Genomic DNA, 19,118 nt, shown 5'->3' with positions numbered 1-19,118 from the left:
CCGATGCCGTCAGTTGACGGCGGTATGCTCGGATGCCTTCGGCAGTCCGGCCTTCTGCAATTCGTCAACCGTCTTGCAGCCCTTGAAATCCTTGATGGTATCGCCCTGCTTCTTGACTTCCTTCTCCTTGTTCAGATCGTTGAACGTGGCGCCGAGCACCACATCGACCAGACGATCCTGACGGTTATCCATCACCATGACGGCATCCTTGAAATACGCGTTCAATGTATAGGCCGGATTGATGGCGTTCACGCCAAAGTAGATCGTGGTTCGAGTGACCTTGGAACTGGGGTAGTTGTCGATGGTCACCACATTGAACTGGCGATCCTGCAGCGCCTCGCCCACGGCCTTGGCCAGGCCCGCGAATTCGGTGCCATTGCGCACACGCACGGGCACGGTGTTGTTATCCGCCCACTTCATGGCGGTGCCGTCCTGATTCTTTGCCGCACAAGGGACCGCTTGGCCATAATTCGGCTGGACAACGCTTTTGGCCTGGGGCTCCACGTCGATCACCTTGAAGGAGATCAGGCAGGATACGACCAATGCAATCGTAAGAATCACTGCTATAACGGTGAACACCGTCTTCTGACGGCGACGAATATACGCTTTGCGGGCTGCACGTTCGTCATACGGCTCAGTCATTGCGTTTTCCCTTCGCTTTGGAACTGTTTCACTGTATCGCGTTACCGTGACGCGATACGGACGGCACTGCCGGTGCGCTTGCCGCGATAATGCGGTCGACACAGGCGCTTCGTTTCCATGCTTCGATGACGGCGCGCCTGATGGCGGCGGTCGGCGTGAATGCGACGACGGACGGACCGGAACCGGAAACGAACGCATGCGTGGCACCGGCCTTCACCGCGGATTCGATGGCCTGGCCGCTGCGTGGATGCAAGCTGATGGATGCCTTCTGCAAGTGGTTGGCATCCCCGTCTCCCGCGCCGATCTGATCGAACGCAGCGTAGACCTCCGGGGTGCTGAGCTGGGATTGATATGCGCCCACCACCAGCGGGCCGGCAAAACCCTGGGAGCGAAGACTCTGAGCCTCGGGGGATTGTGAAGCGAACGTTTCGATGCGCTCGCCGTAGCCGGTTCCCCGCGCATAGCCGCCGGCTACGCAGAACGGCATGTCTGCGCCCAGAGTCGCGGCAACCTGCTGCAGTCGCTCCACAGGCCAATGCAGATCCCATAATTCGTTCAATCCGAGGATCGTGGCGGCGGCATCGGCTGAACCGCCTGCAAGACCGCCGCCCACCGGAATGCGTTTGGTAATGGACAAGGCGACATTCGGCTCGCGGCCTGCGGCTTCGGCCATGGCGAACAGGGCGAGCACGGCATGATTGCGGCGCATGTCCGCCTGCGAGGAGGCGAGATCGCCCAGATGCGTGCCGTCGAGTTCCAGCGAGAACCCGGTATCGGTCGGCTTTTCCGTAACCTTGACGGTATCCGTCAGGCTGATGGCACAGTAGATGGTGTCAAGTTCGTGGCGGCCCGACCATTCCTGGTGCGGTTTGCCTACGGCAAGGGTGAGATTCGTTTTCGCCGGGCACTCGACGACGATGCTGCGAGTGGGCTCGTTCATGAACGCTTCCCCTCGTTTCCCTCCATGGCCGTGGCAAGCGCCACGAACTCGTCGATGGTGAGTGTCTCCCCTCGGCGGGTCGGATCGATGCCGGCCGCTTCGAATGCCTCCGCGGGGACGATTTTCTTCAAAGCCGCATGCAATGTTTTACGGCGCTGCCCAAAGGCCGCGTCGATGAGCGAGAAGGTGCGTTCGCGCAGCTCTTGCGGGCGTGGCGTGCCGAAACGCTGGAAATGCACGAGTGCCGAATCGACGTTCGGCGCCGGCCAGAACACGTTACGGCCGATCGTACCTACGCGTTTCGCTTCGCCATACCAGGCGAGCTTCACGCTGGGCGTGCCGTAGATCTTATTGCCGGGGGTGGCGGCCAGACGGTCGGCGACCTCCTTTTGCACCATGACCAGGAAAGAATCGAGATTGTCGAATCGTTCCAGCAGGGTGAGCAGGATCGGCGTGGCCACGTTATATGGCAGGTTCGCCACGAGGGTAAACGGCTTGCCGTCCGCGAACTCCGGCAGTGTGGCGGGGTCGACGGTGAGCGCGTCGCGGTTGACGATGCTCAGGCGCTTGGAGGCATCGGGCATGAATTCCGCCACGGTGTTCGGCAGACGCTCGGCCAGCGGCGGGTCGATCTCCACGGCGGTCATGGTGGCGCCGGTTTCCAGAATCGCCAGCGTCAGCGAGCCAAGACCGGGGCCTACTTCGAGCACGTGCGTATCGGCTTCAACGTGGGCTTCGCGTACGATACGGCGCACGGTGCCCGGGTCGATAACGAAGTTCTGCCCGAATTTTTTGGTTGGGCTTACGCCGGCCTCATCGGCGATGCGGCGGATGTCTGCTGCACCGAGCAGGTGCGCGGTAGGTGCGGTATCGGAAATGTCGGTCATCGTAAAGCCTTCGAATTAGTACCAGTTATGCTGCAGCCACCATTGTTTGGCTTGGCTTGGGCTGCCGTAGCGTCCAGCAATATAGGTCAAGCCCCAGTCAATTTGGACGGCGGCGTCGTCCCTGTATCCGGCGCCCATCTTATCCGGTGGCAATGCCTGAGGAATGCCGTATGCGCCGGAGGATGGATTCTCGGCGTTCCACAGCCAGCTTGACTCATGGTTCCAGATCCAGACCAATGCGTCCCAATCCGCGCCGGTCCAGCCGCGCTGGGCCGCTGCCGCGGCGGCATAGGCCTGCGCCTGGGACACGCTGGGGTGCCAGAGCCGGCCGCTGGTGGAGGTGTTGCTTTGATTCTGGCTATTTTGGCTCTGATTGTTCTGGTTGTTTTGGTTTTGGTTTGATTGGCTGCTGTTCTGCTGGCTCTGGTTCTGTTGGTTCTGGTTCTGGTTCTGGTTCTGGTTCTGATTCTGCGACTGGTTGTTCTGCTGTTCCTGTTGCTTGGCGTCGTCGCTTTTCGTGCTGTTATCGGATTTGCTGGAATCCGATGTATCGGTTTTGGCGTTCGACTTGGAATCCGAAGCGTCGCTCTTGCTGTCGGACTTGCCGTTCTTCGACGTGCTGTGATCGTCGTCGGACGCGTCGTTTGATTTGGCGTCGGTCTTGGTATCCGATTCGGCGTCGTCATCGGTTGTCGCGGGCTTGGCCGGACCGACCGCCACGATTTGATTCACCGATGCCTTGGTGGTGGTTTCGCTGTCGAGCGTTTCGCTCTGGGCCACGCCGTCGACGTATGTCACGTTGTATACCTGCTGGATCTCACCGTTTTCGCCCTGCTGGCGAATCACCGTTTCGCCGGGCTGCAACGAGGAATCCACGATGGTCTGCGTATCGAACGGCACGACTTTGGTTCGCGTCTCCTGCCCATGCGTCACACGCTGTACGCGCAGTATGGTCTCCGAACCCTGCTCGCTGACGCTTACCTTGTCTTCCTTGCCTACGGTAATGCCTTTGGAATCAAGAATCGATGCCGCCGGCAGCTTGCCGTCGGGGGCCTGGGAGCTTTTGCCGTCGGCTATTACCGTGACCGGCCCTTTCTTGTTGATCACCATGCCGCCGGTGAGCTGCTGGTACACGTTGTCGATATTGATGGTGATGGCGGAGGCCTTGCTTTCGTTCGCCTTGAAGAAGCCGATCAGCTGGTCGGCGCTGTCCGCAACCGTCCAGAAGGGAATGTCCTCGCCGTCGACGGTCACAGTGGTCTGATAGGCGTTGCGCACGGTGACGACCGCATGATCGGTCAGCGTGCCGCCCGACGTGGACTGTACGATATCGTGCGATCTGACGGCGATATGCTGTTCCTCCAGCAGTCGCTTGACGCTCATGGCATATGTGGTCACGGTTGTGGTCTTGCCATTGACGTTCAACGCCACGGCCTTGCGTGTGCTCAATCCGAACGTCGCCACAGCCATCGCGCTCACCGCGATCACGCAGACGGCAACGCGGACGCGACGCAGCATCATAAAACGTTGCGGTGTCCATCTCCGTGCCATACCAACCTCTTTCCTGACTCGCCGCCAGTGGCGTATCGGGCATACTAGCGCCTAATCCTAATGGTTGCGGTTGAAGTCGCTGACGGCATGGACCAAGTGTCGGCCATTTCCCCACATACGCTTTCCTCGCGGAAACTCGCGGGACAAGCATGGAAGAAGTAGAAAGAGGGGGCGGGAGAGAAGGGGAATGTTCCCGCCCCCTCTAGGGGCAGAGCAATTTAGGGGGACGCTCCTGCCCCATTAATGGAAGGGCCGAATTAGGGGGTGAGGCCCTTCACTCTTACTCGCGCGACGTGTTGTTACAACCCCAATCGTACGCTCCCCATTCAAGGGGAGAGAGCCTCTTGTCGGGATCGAACCGACGACCTGCCGCTTACAAGGCGGCCGCTCTGGCCATCTGAGCTAAAGAGGCGCGTGCGCATTACCGCACACGAATATACAGAAGCATATCAGTTCTGCCGGGACGAAACGCTTACTTATTGGCTGAAACTGCGATTGGTTTGCCGTTTTCGCCAATGGACGGCATCGTGCCCGCAACGCCTACCTTGCTTTCGTCAATGCCCAGCGCGGCAAGCAGACCGGACTTCGTGTCGGAATACACCGACTGGGACTGGTTCATATCCCAGAACTTTCCGTTGATCGTGATGGTCGGCGTGGTCATCTGGCCCTTAAGGTCGCCGGACGTGTTCCACAAATCGCTGCGCTTGGGGGTGTAGGTGTCGATGGCATCCAGCCAGGCGGTGTACTTGTCGGTGACTGCGGCATCGGCCACCTTCTGCGACACGCCAGCTTTGGTCGCCTGCTTCTTCATCTGGGCGTCGGATGTGTCGACGCCGGAGTTCTCGGCCGGCTGGAAGTCGTCGGCATACATGTTCGAGATGAAGCCGAGAATATGAGCCGGGTCATCATCATGCTCGGTGATGTACAGCAGCATGTTCGCAGCTCGAGTGGAATAGTTGTCGCTGCTCCAACGGTCGCCGAACGACATGGGGTGCAGTTCGATGTTCAACTGGCCGGCGTCGAGCATCTTCTCCAGTGTGGGGTCGACCAGACGGTTGAAACTGCCGCAGCCGGAGCACATGAAGTCCATGTAGATGGCCACGGTGGGTGCGCCGTTGGCCTTCTTGCCCACGCCGTTCTTCGACAGCAGAATACCGCCCTTGGCGTCTGCGGTGGTGGGCTTGTTCTTGACCTTCTGCAGCTGGTCGTATGCTTGCTGGACGGTCAGATTGCTGGCGTTGCTGCTTTCCGAAGACTTGCTGTTCTTCCAAGGCTGCCAGATGGACAGGGCGATCACCGCGATAAGAACCACGATGACGGCCAGTACGCATGCGCCGATGATGGTCTGCTGACGGCGTTCCTTGGCCGCACGTTCTGCGGCTGCCTTTGCCGCTGCCTCGTTGGCGGCGCGGCGTTCGGCACGGGATTGACGGTGATTGTCCTTATTGGACATGCGTGCTCCTTTGTCTTAGATTCGCTCCGTGCTCAGTGTAGCCCACAGAACTATGAAAACGATGCCGAGAGATCGGAACGAAATTTCAGGTCGATTGTATTGCGGATGAGGGGACATTGCGGCCTGCAGGCCCGCCTGCCAGAACCCCGGCGCCAAGGCGCAGTATGGGTGCTTTGGGAAGGAACGCGGTCAATACCCATGTGGCCGCAGCCGAGCACGACATAGCCAGCCCGGTGAGCGACAAGGGGCCGTCGGTCAGATAGGGGATCTGATGAGGCCATACGTCGCCGATGAACAGCATCTGCCAAGGCAGTTGCAACGCCACTGTGGCGATAACGACAACGATGACATCGATCAGCGCAAACCAAACGGTACGAAGCAGGGCGTGTGCCGCCGCGCGCACCGCATGCCACGGCAGCGACAGTATGCGCATCGCGGTATCGGAGCCCTTGCGTGTGCCGCCGCGTTTGCCTTCCCGTTCCAGCTGTGCTTCGGTGCTGAACCCTATCGTCAGCAATACCCAGAACAGCAGCAGTGCGGCCGCAATGCCGGCAGGCGGCATGAACAATGCAGCGACCGCCGGAACGATGGCTGCGAATATCAGCGGTGCAACACTATGGGCAAGGTAGCGGCCGCGCTTGATGTCAGCCGGATTGGCCTGGTATTGCTGCGGTTGCTGTGGCTGTGGCTGCGGCCACGATTGCCGTGCCTGCGGTGATGCAGGAAGACGCGGCATTTGCACTGGACGTTGCGGCATCTGCTGTGGCATCCGTTGCGTCGCCTGACGTGCCATACCGGGCATGACCGTGGTGTGCGCGATCGAAGGCGACGGTGCCGCCGCGGGCATTACGCGTGTGGCGGCACCCGCAACAGCGGCGGTGTCGGCAGCGGCAATCGGCCGGGTCGCCTGCTCAGGGCCCAAATAGTCACTGGGAAGCGCCACCGTACACTGCTCGGGCGAAAGCGCCATAGTGGCGGCAACGAATCCGGAATCCCCGCCATCATCCGTGGTCGCATCCCAATCCGCACGCAGATTACCAGGCTGATTGCGCTGAGCCAAACGGTTCAACGCGGCGGAACGAGCAGGCGCAGTCTGCCTCATAGACGATGACGAAGGTGTCTGCATGCCTTCGGGAAGCGGTACGTCAAAAGGGTGCACCACCTCCGAAGCGTCTGCGCCAGTGGTGGAACCGAACAGGTCGGTAGAGTCCGATGTCTGCCAGGCGAACGGATTCAACGCATCCAACGCAATGGCATGCAGCAGCTGGTCGGATGTGCAACGCTTGCGGGGATCCGGGTTCAAAGCGCTACGGAACGCGGCCAGCGTATTGGGCGGCAAGCCGGCAAGATTCGCATTGCCCGAAGCGGCACGTTCCAACACTGCCATCATCGGCTTCGTGCCGAACACCGGTGAACCTGTGGCGGCAAACGCCAGCACCGACGCCGTGGACCACCAGTCGGTAGCCTCATTGGAATCCGCGCCATCGATAATCTCCGGCGCGATGAAGCCAGGCGTGCCCATAACCAGGCCGGTACGGGTCACATGGCTCTCGTTCTCGCCCATGGCGATGCCGAAATCGACCAGCACCGGCCCCGTGGCCGAAATCATCACATTGGTCGGTTTGATATCGCGGTGGATAATGCCAGCCGCATGCACCGCGCCAACCGCTTCGATAAGCTTGCGCGCGAGACGCTCCAGATCATTGCCCACATACGGGCCGTTCGCAGCGACATCCTCCTTAAGATTCTTGCCCTCGATCAGCTCGGTGACAATGAACGCCACCGCATCATCCAGCTCCATGTCGACAATGCCGCACACACCCGGATTATGGATCTTCTGCAAGGCCAAGGCCTCGCGACGCAAGCGCTCGCGTGCGGGAACATTCTCCTTGAGATTCGGATCGCGCGGATCGCGCGGATCGCGCACACCGCCGTCGTCGGACAGGGAATCGCGCAGAATCTTCATCGCATAGACATGGCCGCCATCATCATGCACCCGCCATACCGAGCCCATGGCACCCGCTCCAAGGCGGGACACCAACGTGTAGCCACCCACCGCATCGCCGGGTTCAAGATTCAACGCGTTTATTTCGCTCATGGCCTCCAGTCTATGCGGTGGGCGGTCCTGGCGGGAATGTCTGCTTTCTAAGCCCAAGCTCGTGCCTGCGCTTGTACGCTACTCGTCGTAGCTGTTGCGGCCATACCGCTCATTGACGTCGAGAAAACGCACGCGGCCGGCATATTTGCTTCGGGTGGCCTGTGAGATGGGACGCTTGCTGAAGAACATGAAATAAGTAGTCGTATATCCCTGAATCAGGCCTTCCCTTTCCAGCAGAGACTCTACCGCTTCGGTCTCGTCGAAATTGCTGCGCCATGCGCATTCGCCGAGCAGCACGGTTGTGTTGCTGGATCGCCGGCCACAACATCAATATCGGTCTGCTTTTTTGGCGTGGGCTAGTGCCCCACCATTTGCCGAATGGTGGGATAGCAAAAAGCCGGTTTGCGCTGATCTGAGTACTCGATACTCAAATCAGCGCAAACCGGCTCGGTAAGCCGAATCGGAATTCAGCGGATCACAGCACGCCCTGGGCGACCATGGCGTTGGCGACCTTGACGAAGCCGGCGGCGTTGGCGCCGAGCATCAGATCGCCCTCATGGCCGTATTCCTTGGCGGCGGCCAAGGAGTTGGCGACGATGTTCTCCATGATGGACTTGAGCTTGTTGTCCACCTCTTCGAAGGTCCAGCTTAGGCGGTAGCTGTTCTGGCTCATCTCCAGGCCGGACACGGCCACGCCACCTGCGTTGGCGGCCTTTGCCGGGCCGTACAGCAGGCCGTTCTCCTGGTAGACGGTGATGGCTTCCGGAGTGGACGGCATGTTCGCGCCTTCGCACACGACCTTGCAGCCGTTGGCCACCAGGGCCTTGGCGGATTCGCCGTCGATTTCGTTCTGCGTGGCGCACGGCAGCGCGATGTCGCACGGCACGGTCCACACGCCCTTGCAGCCCTCGTGGTATTCGGCGCCCGGAACGCGCTCGGCGTATTCCTTGATGCGGCCGCGATGGCCCAGCTTGATGTCCTTGACGATGTCGAGCTTGATGCCGTCCGGATCGTATACGTAGCCGTTGGAATCGGATGCGGTGACGACCTTCGCGCCCAGGGCCTGGGCCTTTTCGGTGGCGAAGATGGCCACGTTGCCGGAACCGGAGATGACCACGGTCTTGCCTTCGAAGGAATCGTTCTTCAGAACGCGCAGCGCCTCCTGCGTGTAGTAGCACAGGCCGTAACCGGTGGCCTCGGTGCGGGCCAAGGAGCCGCCGAACTCAAGACCTTTGCCGGTGAGCACGCCGGAGTATTCGTCGCGGATGCGCTTGTACTGGCCGAACAGGTAGCCGATCTCACGGGCGCCGACGTTGATGTCGCCGGCGGGAACGTCGGTGAACTGGCCGATGTGACGGCACAGTTCGGTCATGAAGGCCTGGCAGAAACGCATGACCTCGGCGTCGGACTTACCCTTCGGGTCGAAGTCGGAGCCGCCCTTGCCGCCGCCCATCGGCAGCGTGGTCAGGGAGTTCTTGAGGATCTGCTCGAAGCCGAGGAACTTGATGACGCCCTCGTTCACGGTCGGATGGAAGCGCAGGCCGCCCTTGTACGGTCCGATGGCGGAGTTGAACTGGATGCGGTAGCCGCGGTTCACCTGGACCTTGCCCTCGTCGTCGGTCCATGCGACGCGGAACTTCACTACGCGTTCCGGCTCGACGATACGTTCCAGCACGCCTGCCTTCTCGTATTCCGGGTGCTTCTCAACCACGGGCTGGAGGCTTTCGAAGACTTCGGAGACGGCCTGCAGAAACTCGGGCTGGTCGCCATCACGCTTCTCCACCTGGGCATACACGCGCTTGACGTATTCGTTGGTGAGCATAATTAGAACTCCTCTTTGGGTCGGTCTTAATAGACGATTTTGATTGTAAGCGTGGGGGATATGCGCCCACAAGACCCTGACCAAATGCTGGCGATGGGGTACTCCGGAGGTGTTTGCGCGGGTGCGATGACGCTGGGTGGCGCAAAATGATGCGGGAATCTGCGCGAATCCGTGGGAGTGGCGGAAAGAGTGGCAGAAAAAAGAGAACCCGGCGGGGGAGCCGCCGGGCAAGAGAGAAGAGAGAGAAGAAAGGATTCAGTTATGGGGCTCGGGAGGAACCTCGTCTGCGTTGTGTTTGTTCCGCTGACGTTTTCTATATAACTGCTCATTTCTTGGGGGAATGATATGTGTTCCTGTCAATTCCCTGAAAGAAATGTAATGGGGGTGTGAGCAGTGGGGTGAACAACGGTGGTTTGCGTGTATTGCCGTGCGCATCGGGGATGTCGTGGCGAATGAATGCGGGGTTTGTGACAATTCGCGTGAACGTAGTGACAAGATATGTCACTTTCGTCGCGGAAATTGTCACAAACGCCACAGAAGTTGTCGCAAACCCCGCGGTAACCGCCATGGTGCGACAGGCTGCGTGGAGCAGTCATTCGAACGGCTCTTCCACCTTCAGCGTGCCGACCGCGTAAAGCGTTCGAAGCTGAGCGCCGTTTTATGCCTGCGCCGCTGGCTGATGGGGATCCGCACGCCGTCGCACATCACGAAATCCGTTCCTGCGAATGCCGCCACGGCATACAGGTTCACCATGTAGCTGGCGTGGCATCTGATGAGATAGTTGGGCATCATCGGTTCAAGCGAACGCAGCTTCAGGTAGGAACGCAACACCCTGCCGTCGTCGTAATGGATAAGCAGCGTGCGGGCTGTGCGCTCCATATATTGGATATGCTGTGGCCAGACCACGTACTCCATTTTCCCCATGTGGACCCGGATCGGATTGGAACGGTATGCTTCGCAGCGGTCTATCGCCTTCTTCAGGGCGCCGCGCAGTTCGGTTCTTCCCACTGGCTTGAGCAGGAAGGATACATGATCGGTGTCGTAGACCTTGGTGCAGTATTCGGCATGGCCGGTCACATAGACCACCTGCGTGGGCAGTTCGAGAGCGTCTTGATCGTCTTGATTGTCCTGATCGTTCTGTTCGTCCTGCGGTCGAGTGCCGAAGAGCCGTGCCACCGCTTCGATGCCGTTCTCATGGTGTGCGGTGTTGCCGGTTTCGCTGTTACCGGTTTCGTCGGCATCGGCTTCGTTGTGGTCGGCTATGCTGGCGCTGCTGGTATCGGAGTCGACTGTGGAATCACCGAATACGATGTCCATGAACACGATATCGAAGGTGTCGTCCTGTTCCCTCAACGAGAGAAGCGCCTGCTCGAAATCGGCAATGGTGTTGAACCGGCTGATCTCGACATCGTAGCCGTCGTTTCTGGCCGCACAGATGCTATCAATGGCGTTCGCCAGCGCGTCGCATTGCGTTGGCACGTCGTCAACTACAGCAATGCGATACATGCGATCCCCCTATGTCGTACCATCGTAGGCCTATGGCCTGTGTCTGTTCTCGGCAACCAGAACCACCCCTAACTCTGCGGGAGGCATTGCCCCTTCTAGCAATGTTCCGCGGAAAGGGTACTTGGTCTACATGGATGACACGCAGTCTGTGACAAAAATGCAGGTTTTCTTGTCGTTTTCGATGAACAAATGTGAAGAATGTTTGGCAGTAATGGCGTGGAAGTCACTGCCGATAGCGCCGCGAGGGGCATGGGAAGATCGCAGCGCGGAACGGCTGCAGTCAATCACAAAGGACCCGGTCCGCTGACGGTTGTCAACAGATCGGGTCCTTTGGTCGCAACGGGTTAACGCATGACTTGCGCTCAGTCGGCGAGCTTCGCCTTCTCGGCGGCAAGACGCTGCGCCTCGGCTTCCTTGCGGGCCTTCAGCTCGGCATCGAAGCGGTCAAGCTCCTCCTGCACAGCCTCGACCGGGATCTTCGCAAAGATTGGCGTCGGCTTGGCCACGGGGGCGCCGACCTCGATCGGTTCGCTCTTCCACGGGTGCACGTTCACGCCCAGCTTGTAGTCGCCGGTGATGATCGGGTACATGAAGCCTGGCTTGTCAAGATCCTCGACCTCTTCGATGTGCGGCAGCGGCGAGAACGTGCCCTTGCCGCCCAGAGCCTCCCACACCTTCTGCGAGGCATGAGGCAGGAACGGCGCAAGCAGATGGTTCGCATCGGACACGGCCTGTGCGGCAACGTGCAGCACGGTGCCGAGGCGAGCCGGATTGTCCTTGATCTTCCACGGTTCGGTGGCGGAGATGTACTTGTTGATATTGCCCACGATGCGCATGGCTTCCAGCAGTGCGGCCTTTTGGCGGTGGTTCTCGATGAAGTTGCCGGCGGTGGCGAAGGCCTCGTTGGTCTCGGCCAGCAGCGCGCGGTCCTCATCGGTCATCTCGTTCTCGTCGGCAGCCGGGATCTCACCGAAGTTCTTGGCAATCAGGTTGGCGACGCGGTTGACCAGGTTGCCCCAGGAGGAGGCAAGCTCCTCGTTGTTGTGACGGACGAACTCGGCCCAGGTGAAGTCGGAGTCGGAGCTTTCCGGACCGGCGATGGAGATGTAGTAGCGCACGGCATCCACCGGGTAGCGCGACAGAATATCCTTCACATAGATGACGATGCCGCGGGAGGACGAGAACTTCTTGCCTTCCATGGTCATGAACTCGCTGGCCACGACCTGTTCCGGCATGTTCAGCGGACCGAGCTTGCCGGTCTCGCCGCCCTTGGAACCCTGGCCGTTGTAGGCCAGCATTTCGGAAGGCCAGATTTGGGAATGGAACGTGATGTTGTCCTTGCCCATGAAGTAGTAGCCCGGGGTGGACGGGTCATTCCACCAGGCGCGCCACGCCTCCGAATCGCCCTTGCGACGTGCCCATTCGATGGAAGCGGACAAGTAGCCGATCACGGCGTCGAACCACACGTACAGCTTCTTGTTCGGGTTGTCGATCCAGTCCTTCACCGGCACCGGAATACCCCAGTCGATGTCGCGCGTGATGGCGCGCGGCTTGACCTCTTTGAACAGGCCGATGGAGAAGTTGATGACATTGGTGCGCCAACCTTCGCGGGTCTTCAGCCACGCGAGATTGGCTTCGGCCAGTGCCGGCAGGTCGAGGAAGAAATGTTCGGTCTCTTCGAAGCGCGGGGTTTCGCCGTTGATCTTGGACACCGGGTTGATCAGCTCGTCCGGGTCCAGCTCGTTGCCGCAGGCATCGCACTGGTCGCCACGGGCGCCGTCCGCACCGCAGATCGGGCAGGTGCCCTCAATATAACGGTCCGGCAGGGTGCGGCCAGTGGAGGGGGAGATGGCAACCTTCTGAGTGCCCTTGTAGATGTAGCCGTTTTCCAGGCACTGCTTGAACAGCTCCTGCACAACCTTCTCATGGTTGCCGGTGGTGGTGCGCGTGAACAGGTCGTAGCTCAGACCCAGATCGCACAGATCCTTGGCGATCACGCGGTTGTACCGGTTGGCGAGCTCCTGAGCGCTCACGCCTTCCTTATCGGCCTCCACCAGAATCGGGGTGCCGTGCTCATCGGTACCTGAGACCATTAGCACGTCATTGCCCTTCATGCGTTCGTATCGTGCGTACACGTCGGACGGAACGCCGAATCCGGCGACGTGACCGATGTGACGCGGGCCGTTCGCGTACGGCCATGCAACATTCACCAAAATATGACTCATAACGCCCGATTATCCGGCGCGGCGGGGACACCGGAACGCGAATGTGGACAACGGAAAAATATCCACATGCATACGCACATTCCAGCCGTCTGGCGGCAAAGGAATATCCACATATCCACAGATTTCCGCAGGCCGTTGTGCCGGGTGGGCAATTCGTTCTACGGTCTGCCCATGAACAGTTCCACAGCGCTTCAGCGCAGACACAGATCACGGGCGAGACCCATCGTCCCGCCATTGCTGCATTCGCACGAACTTCCCGGCCCTATGAGCCTGAACAGGCTGTCGCGGGGCGGCACGGTATGCTCCCTGGACGGGCATAGTGGGTATTGGTCCGAACACGGCGACACCTTATATGGCAGGGCCCTTATCGTCCATAACATCATCCCCTCCGCCACCGTGGCATGCATGCGCACCGCATTGTGGGTATGGATGGGCGGATTGTTCCCCGAAACCGTGGACGTGCTGTCCGGATCGCATTACCGGACCATGCGGCACGGTAGACCCATACGCGTATTCGCCAGAAGAGTCGACCACGACCATGTACAGACCCTCGGCGATCTCAACATCACCAGCCCGCCCCGGACCGCCTGCGATATCGCGACAATGGCCAACAGAAGCCCAGGCGCCGCAGTGTTCGCCGATCGGGTGGCCGACCTCATGCACACATACCGGTTCACGCCGGACGACTGCGCCGCCATTCTTGGAGCGAATCCATGCGCCACGACGGTGCCGCACGCCAAAGCCTTTTTGAACACCGTCCGCATGTATTACGAGGAACGTCACCATGCCAGAGTGCGGGAAAGACAGGCAATGATGCCGTTGCGAAAACATTACGTAAGCCGCGATGAGCGCAGCGAAGCGAAGCAGAAAACACGAGGGGACAATTGGCCGGAAGGGGAGCGCGGGAAAGGGGAGCGCGAACAATGCCAATATTTACAAGGGTGACGATTGCAAAAAAGGGGAGTCAGACGGCAAAGAAGCAGCGCCTTCGCTTACTGCGCCAAGCGAACCGGCTGAAACAATTAGGCGCGTACGATTCCAAACACTCCACACAGGTAGGCAAACCGACCGGCGAATTGGAACCGCCGGCACCGCCGTTGGCATTGACGCCGGCGCTCGCGGCCGATCCGGAAACGGCGATCGAAGTGTTGTGGCGTATTGCGCGTGACGAACCGGAATTGCGCCGGTGGCTGGTCATCAACCCCAAAGCGGACGCAAGCTTGCTGGAATACGTGTCTCAGGCCGGCGGCCCCGGTGTGAAACAGGCGCTGAACGTGTTGTTCGACTCCCTGGACGCGTTGGAATCGGAACGCGCTGGGCCTGCTGCTGGTTCCGCCTCCGGGCCTACCGTTTCCGGGGCCGCCGCCTGACCGCTTCCCTCTATGGGTTCAGCCTTACTTGTCTTTGATCGCCAATACGGCTGCATACACCTGCTTGCGGTTCGGCAGGGAGCCGTCCGGCAGCGGGTGCTCGGCAACCACCTGGGTGATGGCCTCCTTGATGCGCAGGCCTTCGTGCTGCGCCTTGTCGATGGCCAGCCGGGCCAGATCCTCGGTGCTGAGCACGCTGGGTGCGTTCGCGTTGATTTCCTCGTCGGAGGCGCCTTCGATCACCAGCACCATTTCGCCGCGCGGTGGATCGTTCACTACGCTGTCGTGGATTTCGGCGATGGTGCCGCGGCGGATCTGCTCGTAATTCTTGGTGAGTTCGCGGCACAACGCCATGCGGCGGTTCGGGCCGAAGGATTCCAGCAGGTCGTCCATGGAGTCGGCGATGCGGTGCAGCGTCTCATAGAACACGATGGTGCGCGGTTCCGACTTGAGCATGCGCAGATGCTGCATGCGCTCGGCGTGCTTGCGTGGCAGGAATCCTTCGTAGCAGAAGCGGTCGGTGGGCAGGCCGGACAGGCACAATGCGTCGAGTACGGCGCTGGGGCCGGGGGCGCAGGTGACGGGCAGGTTGCGTTCGATGGCGCGGCGCACGATGGCCAGACCGGGATCGTTGATGGTGGGCATGCCGGCGTCGGAAACCACCAGCACGGTCGCACCGGTTTCTACGTTGTCGAGCAGGCCGTCGGCCTTATCGCGTTCGTTGTGGTCGTGGTAGGCGACCACGCGGCCGTTCACGTGCACGCCGAGACGGTTCGCCAGGTCGTACAGGCGGCGGGTGTCCTCGGCGGCGACGATGTCGGCGTGCTCCATGAGCGCGATCAGCCTGGCGGAAGCGTCGGCGGTGTTGCCGATCGGCGTCGCGGCCAGCACCACCGTGCCCTGCGGGATATCCGCACCCGCCACCAGTCCGCCGAATCCGGCGGAACCGTCATCATTCCGACCATCGTTCCGACCGTCGAATCCGTTCGTTTCCACGTCGTGTTCCATGCCTTCGTTCTCGCCGTTCCCCGGCAGTGCGCTCATGCTCTCCATACCGCCCAGTATTCCCCACTGTGTGCCCAACGAGTACCCAACATATGCCCAACGAGACGATTCCCGGCAATCCTCCGCGCCCCCAAACAAAGGAAGGCCCGGCCGGAACGTTCCCATGGACGAACATTCCAGCCGGGCCTGCCGGACTACTTGAGGAAGCTACCAATCACATCGGGTCACAGCACCACCTTGCCTTCCGGGGCGGCGACGGTTTCACCGAAGCCCAGACGCGCGGTGAACGTGCGACCATCCGAACTGGACACCTCCACGCCATCGGCGGTGCGACGAGCCGAGAACGTCACCGACGAGCCGTCCGTCTCCGTGACCACCGCTTCGGCGGCATAGACGCCGTCGAGGAACACGGACACCAGCGCATCCTTGCCGTAGTCGTACTCCGGGGTTTCGGCACCCGGCTTGGTGACCAGCACGCTGCCGTCACGCACCCACAGCGGGATGGTGTCGAAGCCGTGACGCTCGTTGCGCCACACGCCATGCTCGGAAACCACCTTCTCGCCGGTGAACCAGTTCGTCCACACGCCGGCCGGCAGGTAGTACTCCACGTCGCCCGAATAGGTGAACACCGGGGCCACCAGCAGATCCGGACCGAACATGTACTGACGGTCGAGCGTACGGCAGGTCGGATCGTCCGGGAATTCCACGAACATCGAACGCATGACCGGAGTGCCGTGCAGATGCGGCTGCAGGCCCGTCTGATACACGTACGGCATCAGGGACAGCTTGAGCTTGGTGAAGGTGCGGGCCACATCCACGGCGGTCTGGCCGGGCGCGTTGACCACGCCGTTCTTCTCATCCTCCTCATCGAACAGCCACGGCACACGGTACACGGTGGAACCGTGCATACGGGAGTGGGAGCCGAGCAGACCGAACGCGACCCAACGCTTGTACACCGCCGGATCCGGGCGAGCGCCTTCGAAGCCGCCGATATCATGGCTCCAGAACCCGAAGCCGGAGCTCGTGAGCGACAGACCCGCACGCAGCGTCTGCGCCATGCCGTTGAACGTCGACTCGCAGTCGCCGCCCCAATGCACCGGCTGCTGCTGGCCGCCCACGGTCGCGGAACGTGCGAACAGGCACGCCTTGCCCTTGCCGTACGTCTCCTCGATGGCCTCGAACACCGTCTGGTTGTACAGCTGCGTGTACCAGTTGTGCATCGACAGCTTCGGGGAACCGTCATACCAGACCACGTCACGCGGAATACGCTCGCCGAAATCGGTCTTGATGGCATCCACGCCCTGATTCAGCAGCTTCTTGACCTTGCCCTTGAACCATTCGCGCGCATCCGGATTGGTGAAGTCCACCAAACCCATGCCCGCCTGCCAGAAGTCGGTCTGCCAGATCTCGCCATTCGGCTTCCTGACCAGGTAACCCTTCTCCTTGCCTTCCTTGAACATGGAGCCGCGCTGGCCGATATACGGGTTGATCCACGCGCAGATATGCAGGCCCTTGTCCTCGTGCAGACGCTTGAGGGTCGTTTCGATATCGCCGAAGAACCGCTTATCCCATTCGAAATCGGTCCAATGAAACTCGCGCATCCAATAGCAGTCGTAGTGGAAAGCGCTCAGCGGGATGTCGCGTTCGGCCATGCCGTCGATGAAGGAGTTGATGGTCTTCTCGTCGTACTTGGTGGTGAACGAGGTGGTCAGCCACAGGCCGTAGCTCCAGGCCGGCACGTTGGCGGGGCGGCCCACCAACGCGGTGTAACGGTCGAGGATCTGCTTGGGGGTCGGGCCATAGATCACGCAGAAGTCGATGGTTTCGCCGGGAACGGAGAACTGCACGGCCTCCGTGTTCTCGGAACCGACCTCGAACGAGACGTGGCCGCGGTTGTTCACCAGCACGCCATAGCCGTTAGAGGTCATGTAGAACGGAATATCCTTATACCCCTGCTCGGAGGCGGTGCCGCCATCCTCGTTCCAAATGTCGACGGTCTGGCCGTTCTTCACATACGCGCCGAAGCGCTCGCCGAAACCGTAAACGTTCTCGCCGACGCCGAGATGCAGCTGGATGCCGGTGAACACGTCGGATTCGTCGTATGCGGAGCCATCCATAGTCACACCGAACTCGCCGACCGGCTGCGCGGTGACGTTGGACAGCTTGTTCAACGCGAATCTGCCGAGCGACTTGCCGGAGGATTCGGTGAGCACCTTGCCGTGCTCGTCGAGGAGGGTCAGGTTCCACGGCGAGCCCTTGACCACCTTGGCGGTCAGGCCGCCGGAGGTCAGCGAGACGCTCGCACCGTTCTGGCCCACTTCGCCATCGCCGTTGCCGTCCGCGTCGGCGTGGACGTAAGCGCGGTCGCCCGGCTGATCGGCGTGCAGCGGGAATCCGGGCTGGTCGGTCGCGCCCTGCCAATGGCCGGCGGTCACGCGGATCACGCCTTCGGCGGGCGAGGTCACGTCGATGTTGAAAGTGGGCAGGTTGAGGGTGTCGTAACGGCCGCGGACCACAGAGGTCGGGGCGAGGATGTTCAGGCTTTCCTTGTCCTCGCCGATGCCGAGCTCGTAGGCTTCGCGTGCGTACAGGGCGTCGACGCCGTCGCGGGTCAGCCAGTAACCATTGGTGAACTTCATTGTTGTTGCTCCTGGTGATGTGTGATGGGGTGTGTGATGGTGTAATCCCGGCTCCGGACAGGAAGAGAGAAAAGGACTTCCGGAGCCGGGAATGAATGGTGGTTGGTTTGTTGGTGCTACTTGACCGCGCCGGCGGTGATGCCGCGGGACAGCGTGCGCTGGAAGATCAAGTAGAAGATGAGGGTCGGCACGATGCTGATCAGCGATGCGGCGGCGGTCGTCGTCACATCCATCAGACGGTCACCGGTCAGCGAGCTGACCGCGATCGGGATGGTCTGCGTCGAATTGTCGATGAGGAAGGCCATCGGGATCATGTACTCGTTCCACGTCCAGATGAAGAAGAAGACGAGCATGACGCTCAGCGTCGGCTTGGAGATCGGGAACACGATCTTGCGGAAGATGGTCCAGCGGCTTGCGCCGTCAATCGACGCCGCTTCAAGGATGGACTTGGGGAACGTGCCGTACACCGACGAAAGCAGGTAGGTGCCGAAGGCGCTTTGGATGACCGTGAAGATGATCACGATTGCCCATGGCGAGTTGTACAGGCCGATCTTCTTGAACATGATGTACAGCGGGTACAGCATGGCTTCCTGCGGCAGCATGTTGGCGAGCATGATGAGCAGCACGATCCAACGGCGGCCCTTGACCCGGCCGATGCCCAGCGCGAAGGCGTTGAGCATGGAGAGGATCACGGCGAGCACCGCCACGAGGCCGGAGGTCCAGATGCTGTTCCACAGCTTTTCGGGGTAGTTGACGCGGTTCCAGAATTTCATCAGACCGTCGGTGCTGAATTCATGCGGCCAGGACAGCGGGCCGGACGAATTGTAGTCGGCGGTCGTCTTGAACGCGTTGAGCAGCAGCACGATAAACGGGAACAGCATGACCAGGCCGCCCACGATGAGCAGGATGAGGATCACCCAGTCGCCTGCGGTGCGGTTTTTCTTGATATGCACGGGGATATTGGTTGCGGAAGTCATGAT

Annotated in this window: 15 protein-coding genes and 1 tRNA gene; 2 read left to right on the top strand and 14 right to left on the bottom strand. The window is 60.6% G+C overall.

What is annotated here, in order from left to right; translation table 11 throughout:
* Window positions 1-9: 9 nt before the first annotated feature.
* From BBAG_RS08005 to metG, 11 genes are all read right to left on the bottom strand, one after another.
* Window positions 10-642, bottom strand: a complete 633-nt coding sequence (locus tag BBAG_RS08005; protein WP_003825270.1) for a LytR C-terminal domain-containing protein — start codon at window positions 640-642, stop codon at window positions 10-12.
* Between the two features lie 28 nt (window positions 643-670).
* Window positions 671-1,582: a 4-(cytidine 5'-diphospho)-2-C-methyl-D-erythritol kinase gene (locus tag BBAG_RS08000; RefSeq protein WP_003825269.1), complete on the bottom strand. Its 912-nt coding sequence runs from the start codon at window positions 1,580-1,582 to the stop codon at window positions 671-673.
* Window positions 1,579-2,460, bottom strand: a complete 882-nt coding sequence (gene rsmA, locus BBAG_RS07995; protein ID WP_145885851.1) for a 16S rRNA (adenine(1518)-N(6)/adenine(1519)-N(6))-dimethyltransferase RsmA — start codon at window positions 2,458-2,460, stop codon at window positions 1,579-1,581. Before rsmA ends, BBAG_RS08000 begins: the two co-directional genes overlap by 4 nt.
* 24 nt (window positions 2,461-2,484) lie before the next feature.
* Entirely contained in the window at window positions 2,485-4,020 is a 1,536-nt protein-coding gene (locus tag BBAG_RS07990) for an aggregation-promoting factor C-terminal-like domain-containing protein (protein ID WP_033508738.1), read from the bottom strand.
* Between the two features lie 338 nt (window positions 4,021-4,358).
* Window positions 4,359-4,432: transfer RNA gene (locus BBAG_RS07985), tRNA-Thr, on the bottom strand.
* A gap of 60 nt (window positions 4,433-4,492) precedes the next feature.
* Entirely contained in the window at window positions 4,493-5,473 is a 981-nt protein-coding gene (locus BBAG_RS07980) for a DsbA family protein (RefSeq protein WP_003825263.1), read from the bottom strand.
* A gap of 85 nt (window positions 5,474-5,558) precedes the next feature.
* Window positions 5,559-7,580: a serine/threonine-protein kinase gene (locus tag BBAG_RS07975; protein ID WP_047750333.1), complete on the bottom strand. Its 2,022-nt coding sequence runs from the start codon at window positions 7,578-7,580 to the stop codon at window positions 5,559-5,561.
* Between the two features lie 69 nt (window positions 7,581-7,649).
* Window positions 7,650-7,868 (bottom strand): hypothetical protein, encoded by a 219-nt coding sequence (locus tag BBAG_RS07970; protein WP_003825257.1) that lies wholly within the window; start codon window positions 7,866-7,868, stop codon window positions 7,650-7,652.
* Between the two features lie 178 nt (window positions 7,869-8,046).
* On the bottom strand, window positions 8,047-9,393 hold the full coding sequence (gdhA, locus tag BBAG_RS07965) for an NADP-specific glutamate dehydrogenase (protein ID WP_003825256.1): 1,347 nt from the start codon (window positions 9,391-9,393) through the stop codon (window positions 8,047-8,049).
* A 615-nt stretch (window positions 9,394-10,008) separates the two neighbouring features.
* Entirely contained in the window at window positions 10,009-10,899 is an 891-nt protein-coding gene (locus tag BBAG_RS07960; protein ID WP_003825254.1) for a LytR/AlgR family response regulator transcription factor, read from the bottom strand.
* A gap of 362 nt (window positions 10,900-11,261) precedes the next feature.
* On the bottom strand, window positions 11,262-13,124 hold the full coding sequence (metG, locus tag BBAG_RS07955) for a methionine--tRNA ligase (RefSeq protein WP_003825251.1): 1,863 nt from the start codon (window positions 13,122-13,124) through the stop codon (window positions 11,262-11,264).
* Between the two features lie 264 nt (window positions 13,125-13,388).
* Here metG and BBAG_RS08185 point away from each other — a divergent pair, with 264 nt between their 5' ends.
* Both BBAG_RS08185 and BBAG_RS07945 read left to right on the top strand, forming a co-directional pair.
* Window positions 13,389-14,069 (top strand): hypothetical protein, encoded by a 681-nt coding sequence (locus tag BBAG_RS08185; RefSeq protein WP_003825249.1) that lies wholly within the window; start codon window positions 13,389-13,391, stop codon window positions 14,067-14,069.
* A complete protein-coding gene (locus BBAG_RS07945) occupies window positions 14,066-14,494 on the top strand; it encodes a variant leucine-rich repeat-containing protein (RefSeq protein WP_003825245.1) in 429 nt (142 codons plus the stop codon). The genes BBAG_RS08185 and BBAG_RS07945 overlap by 4 nt, the downstream gene beginning before the upstream one ends.
* 24 nt (window positions 14,495-14,518) lie before the next feature.
* Here the strand turns inward: BBAG_RS07945 and rsmI are convergent, their stop codons facing one another.
* The 3 genes from rsmI to BBAG_RS07930 form a co-directional block, all read right to left on the bottom strand.
* Window positions 14,519-15,547 carry a 16S rRNA (cytidine(1402)-2'-O)-methyltransferase gene (gene rsmI / locus BBAG_RS07940; protein WP_003825243.1) on the bottom strand — a complete coding sequence of 343 codons (1,029 nt, stop codon included), beginning with the start codon at window positions 15,545-15,547 and terminating at the stop codon, window positions 14,519-14,521.
* 176 nt (window positions 15,548-15,723) lie between these two features.
* A complete protein-coding gene (yicI, locus tag BBAG_RS07935; protein ID WP_003825241.1) occupies window positions 15,724-18,138 on the bottom strand; it encodes an alpha-xylosidase in 2,415 nt (804 codons plus the stop codon).
* A gap of 116 nt (window positions 18,139-18,254) precedes the next feature.
* A complete protein-coding gene (locus BBAG_RS07930) occupies window positions 18,255-19,115 on the bottom strand; it encodes a carbohydrate ABC transporter permease (RefSeq protein WP_003825240.1) in 861 nt (286 codons plus the stop codon).
* Between the last annotated feature and the right edge of the window lie 3 nt (window positions 19,116-19,118).

Origin of the sequence: Bifidobacterium angulatum DSM 20098 = JCM 7096, from assembly GCF_001025155.1 — a bacterium.
Taxonomy (GTDB): Bacteria; Actinomycetota; Actinomycetes; order Actinomycetales; family Bifidobacteriaceae; genus Bifidobacterium; species Bifidobacterium angulatum.
Note: the sequence above shows the minus strand (reverse complement) of the source record. Positions and strands in the feature narration are given on the sequence as shown.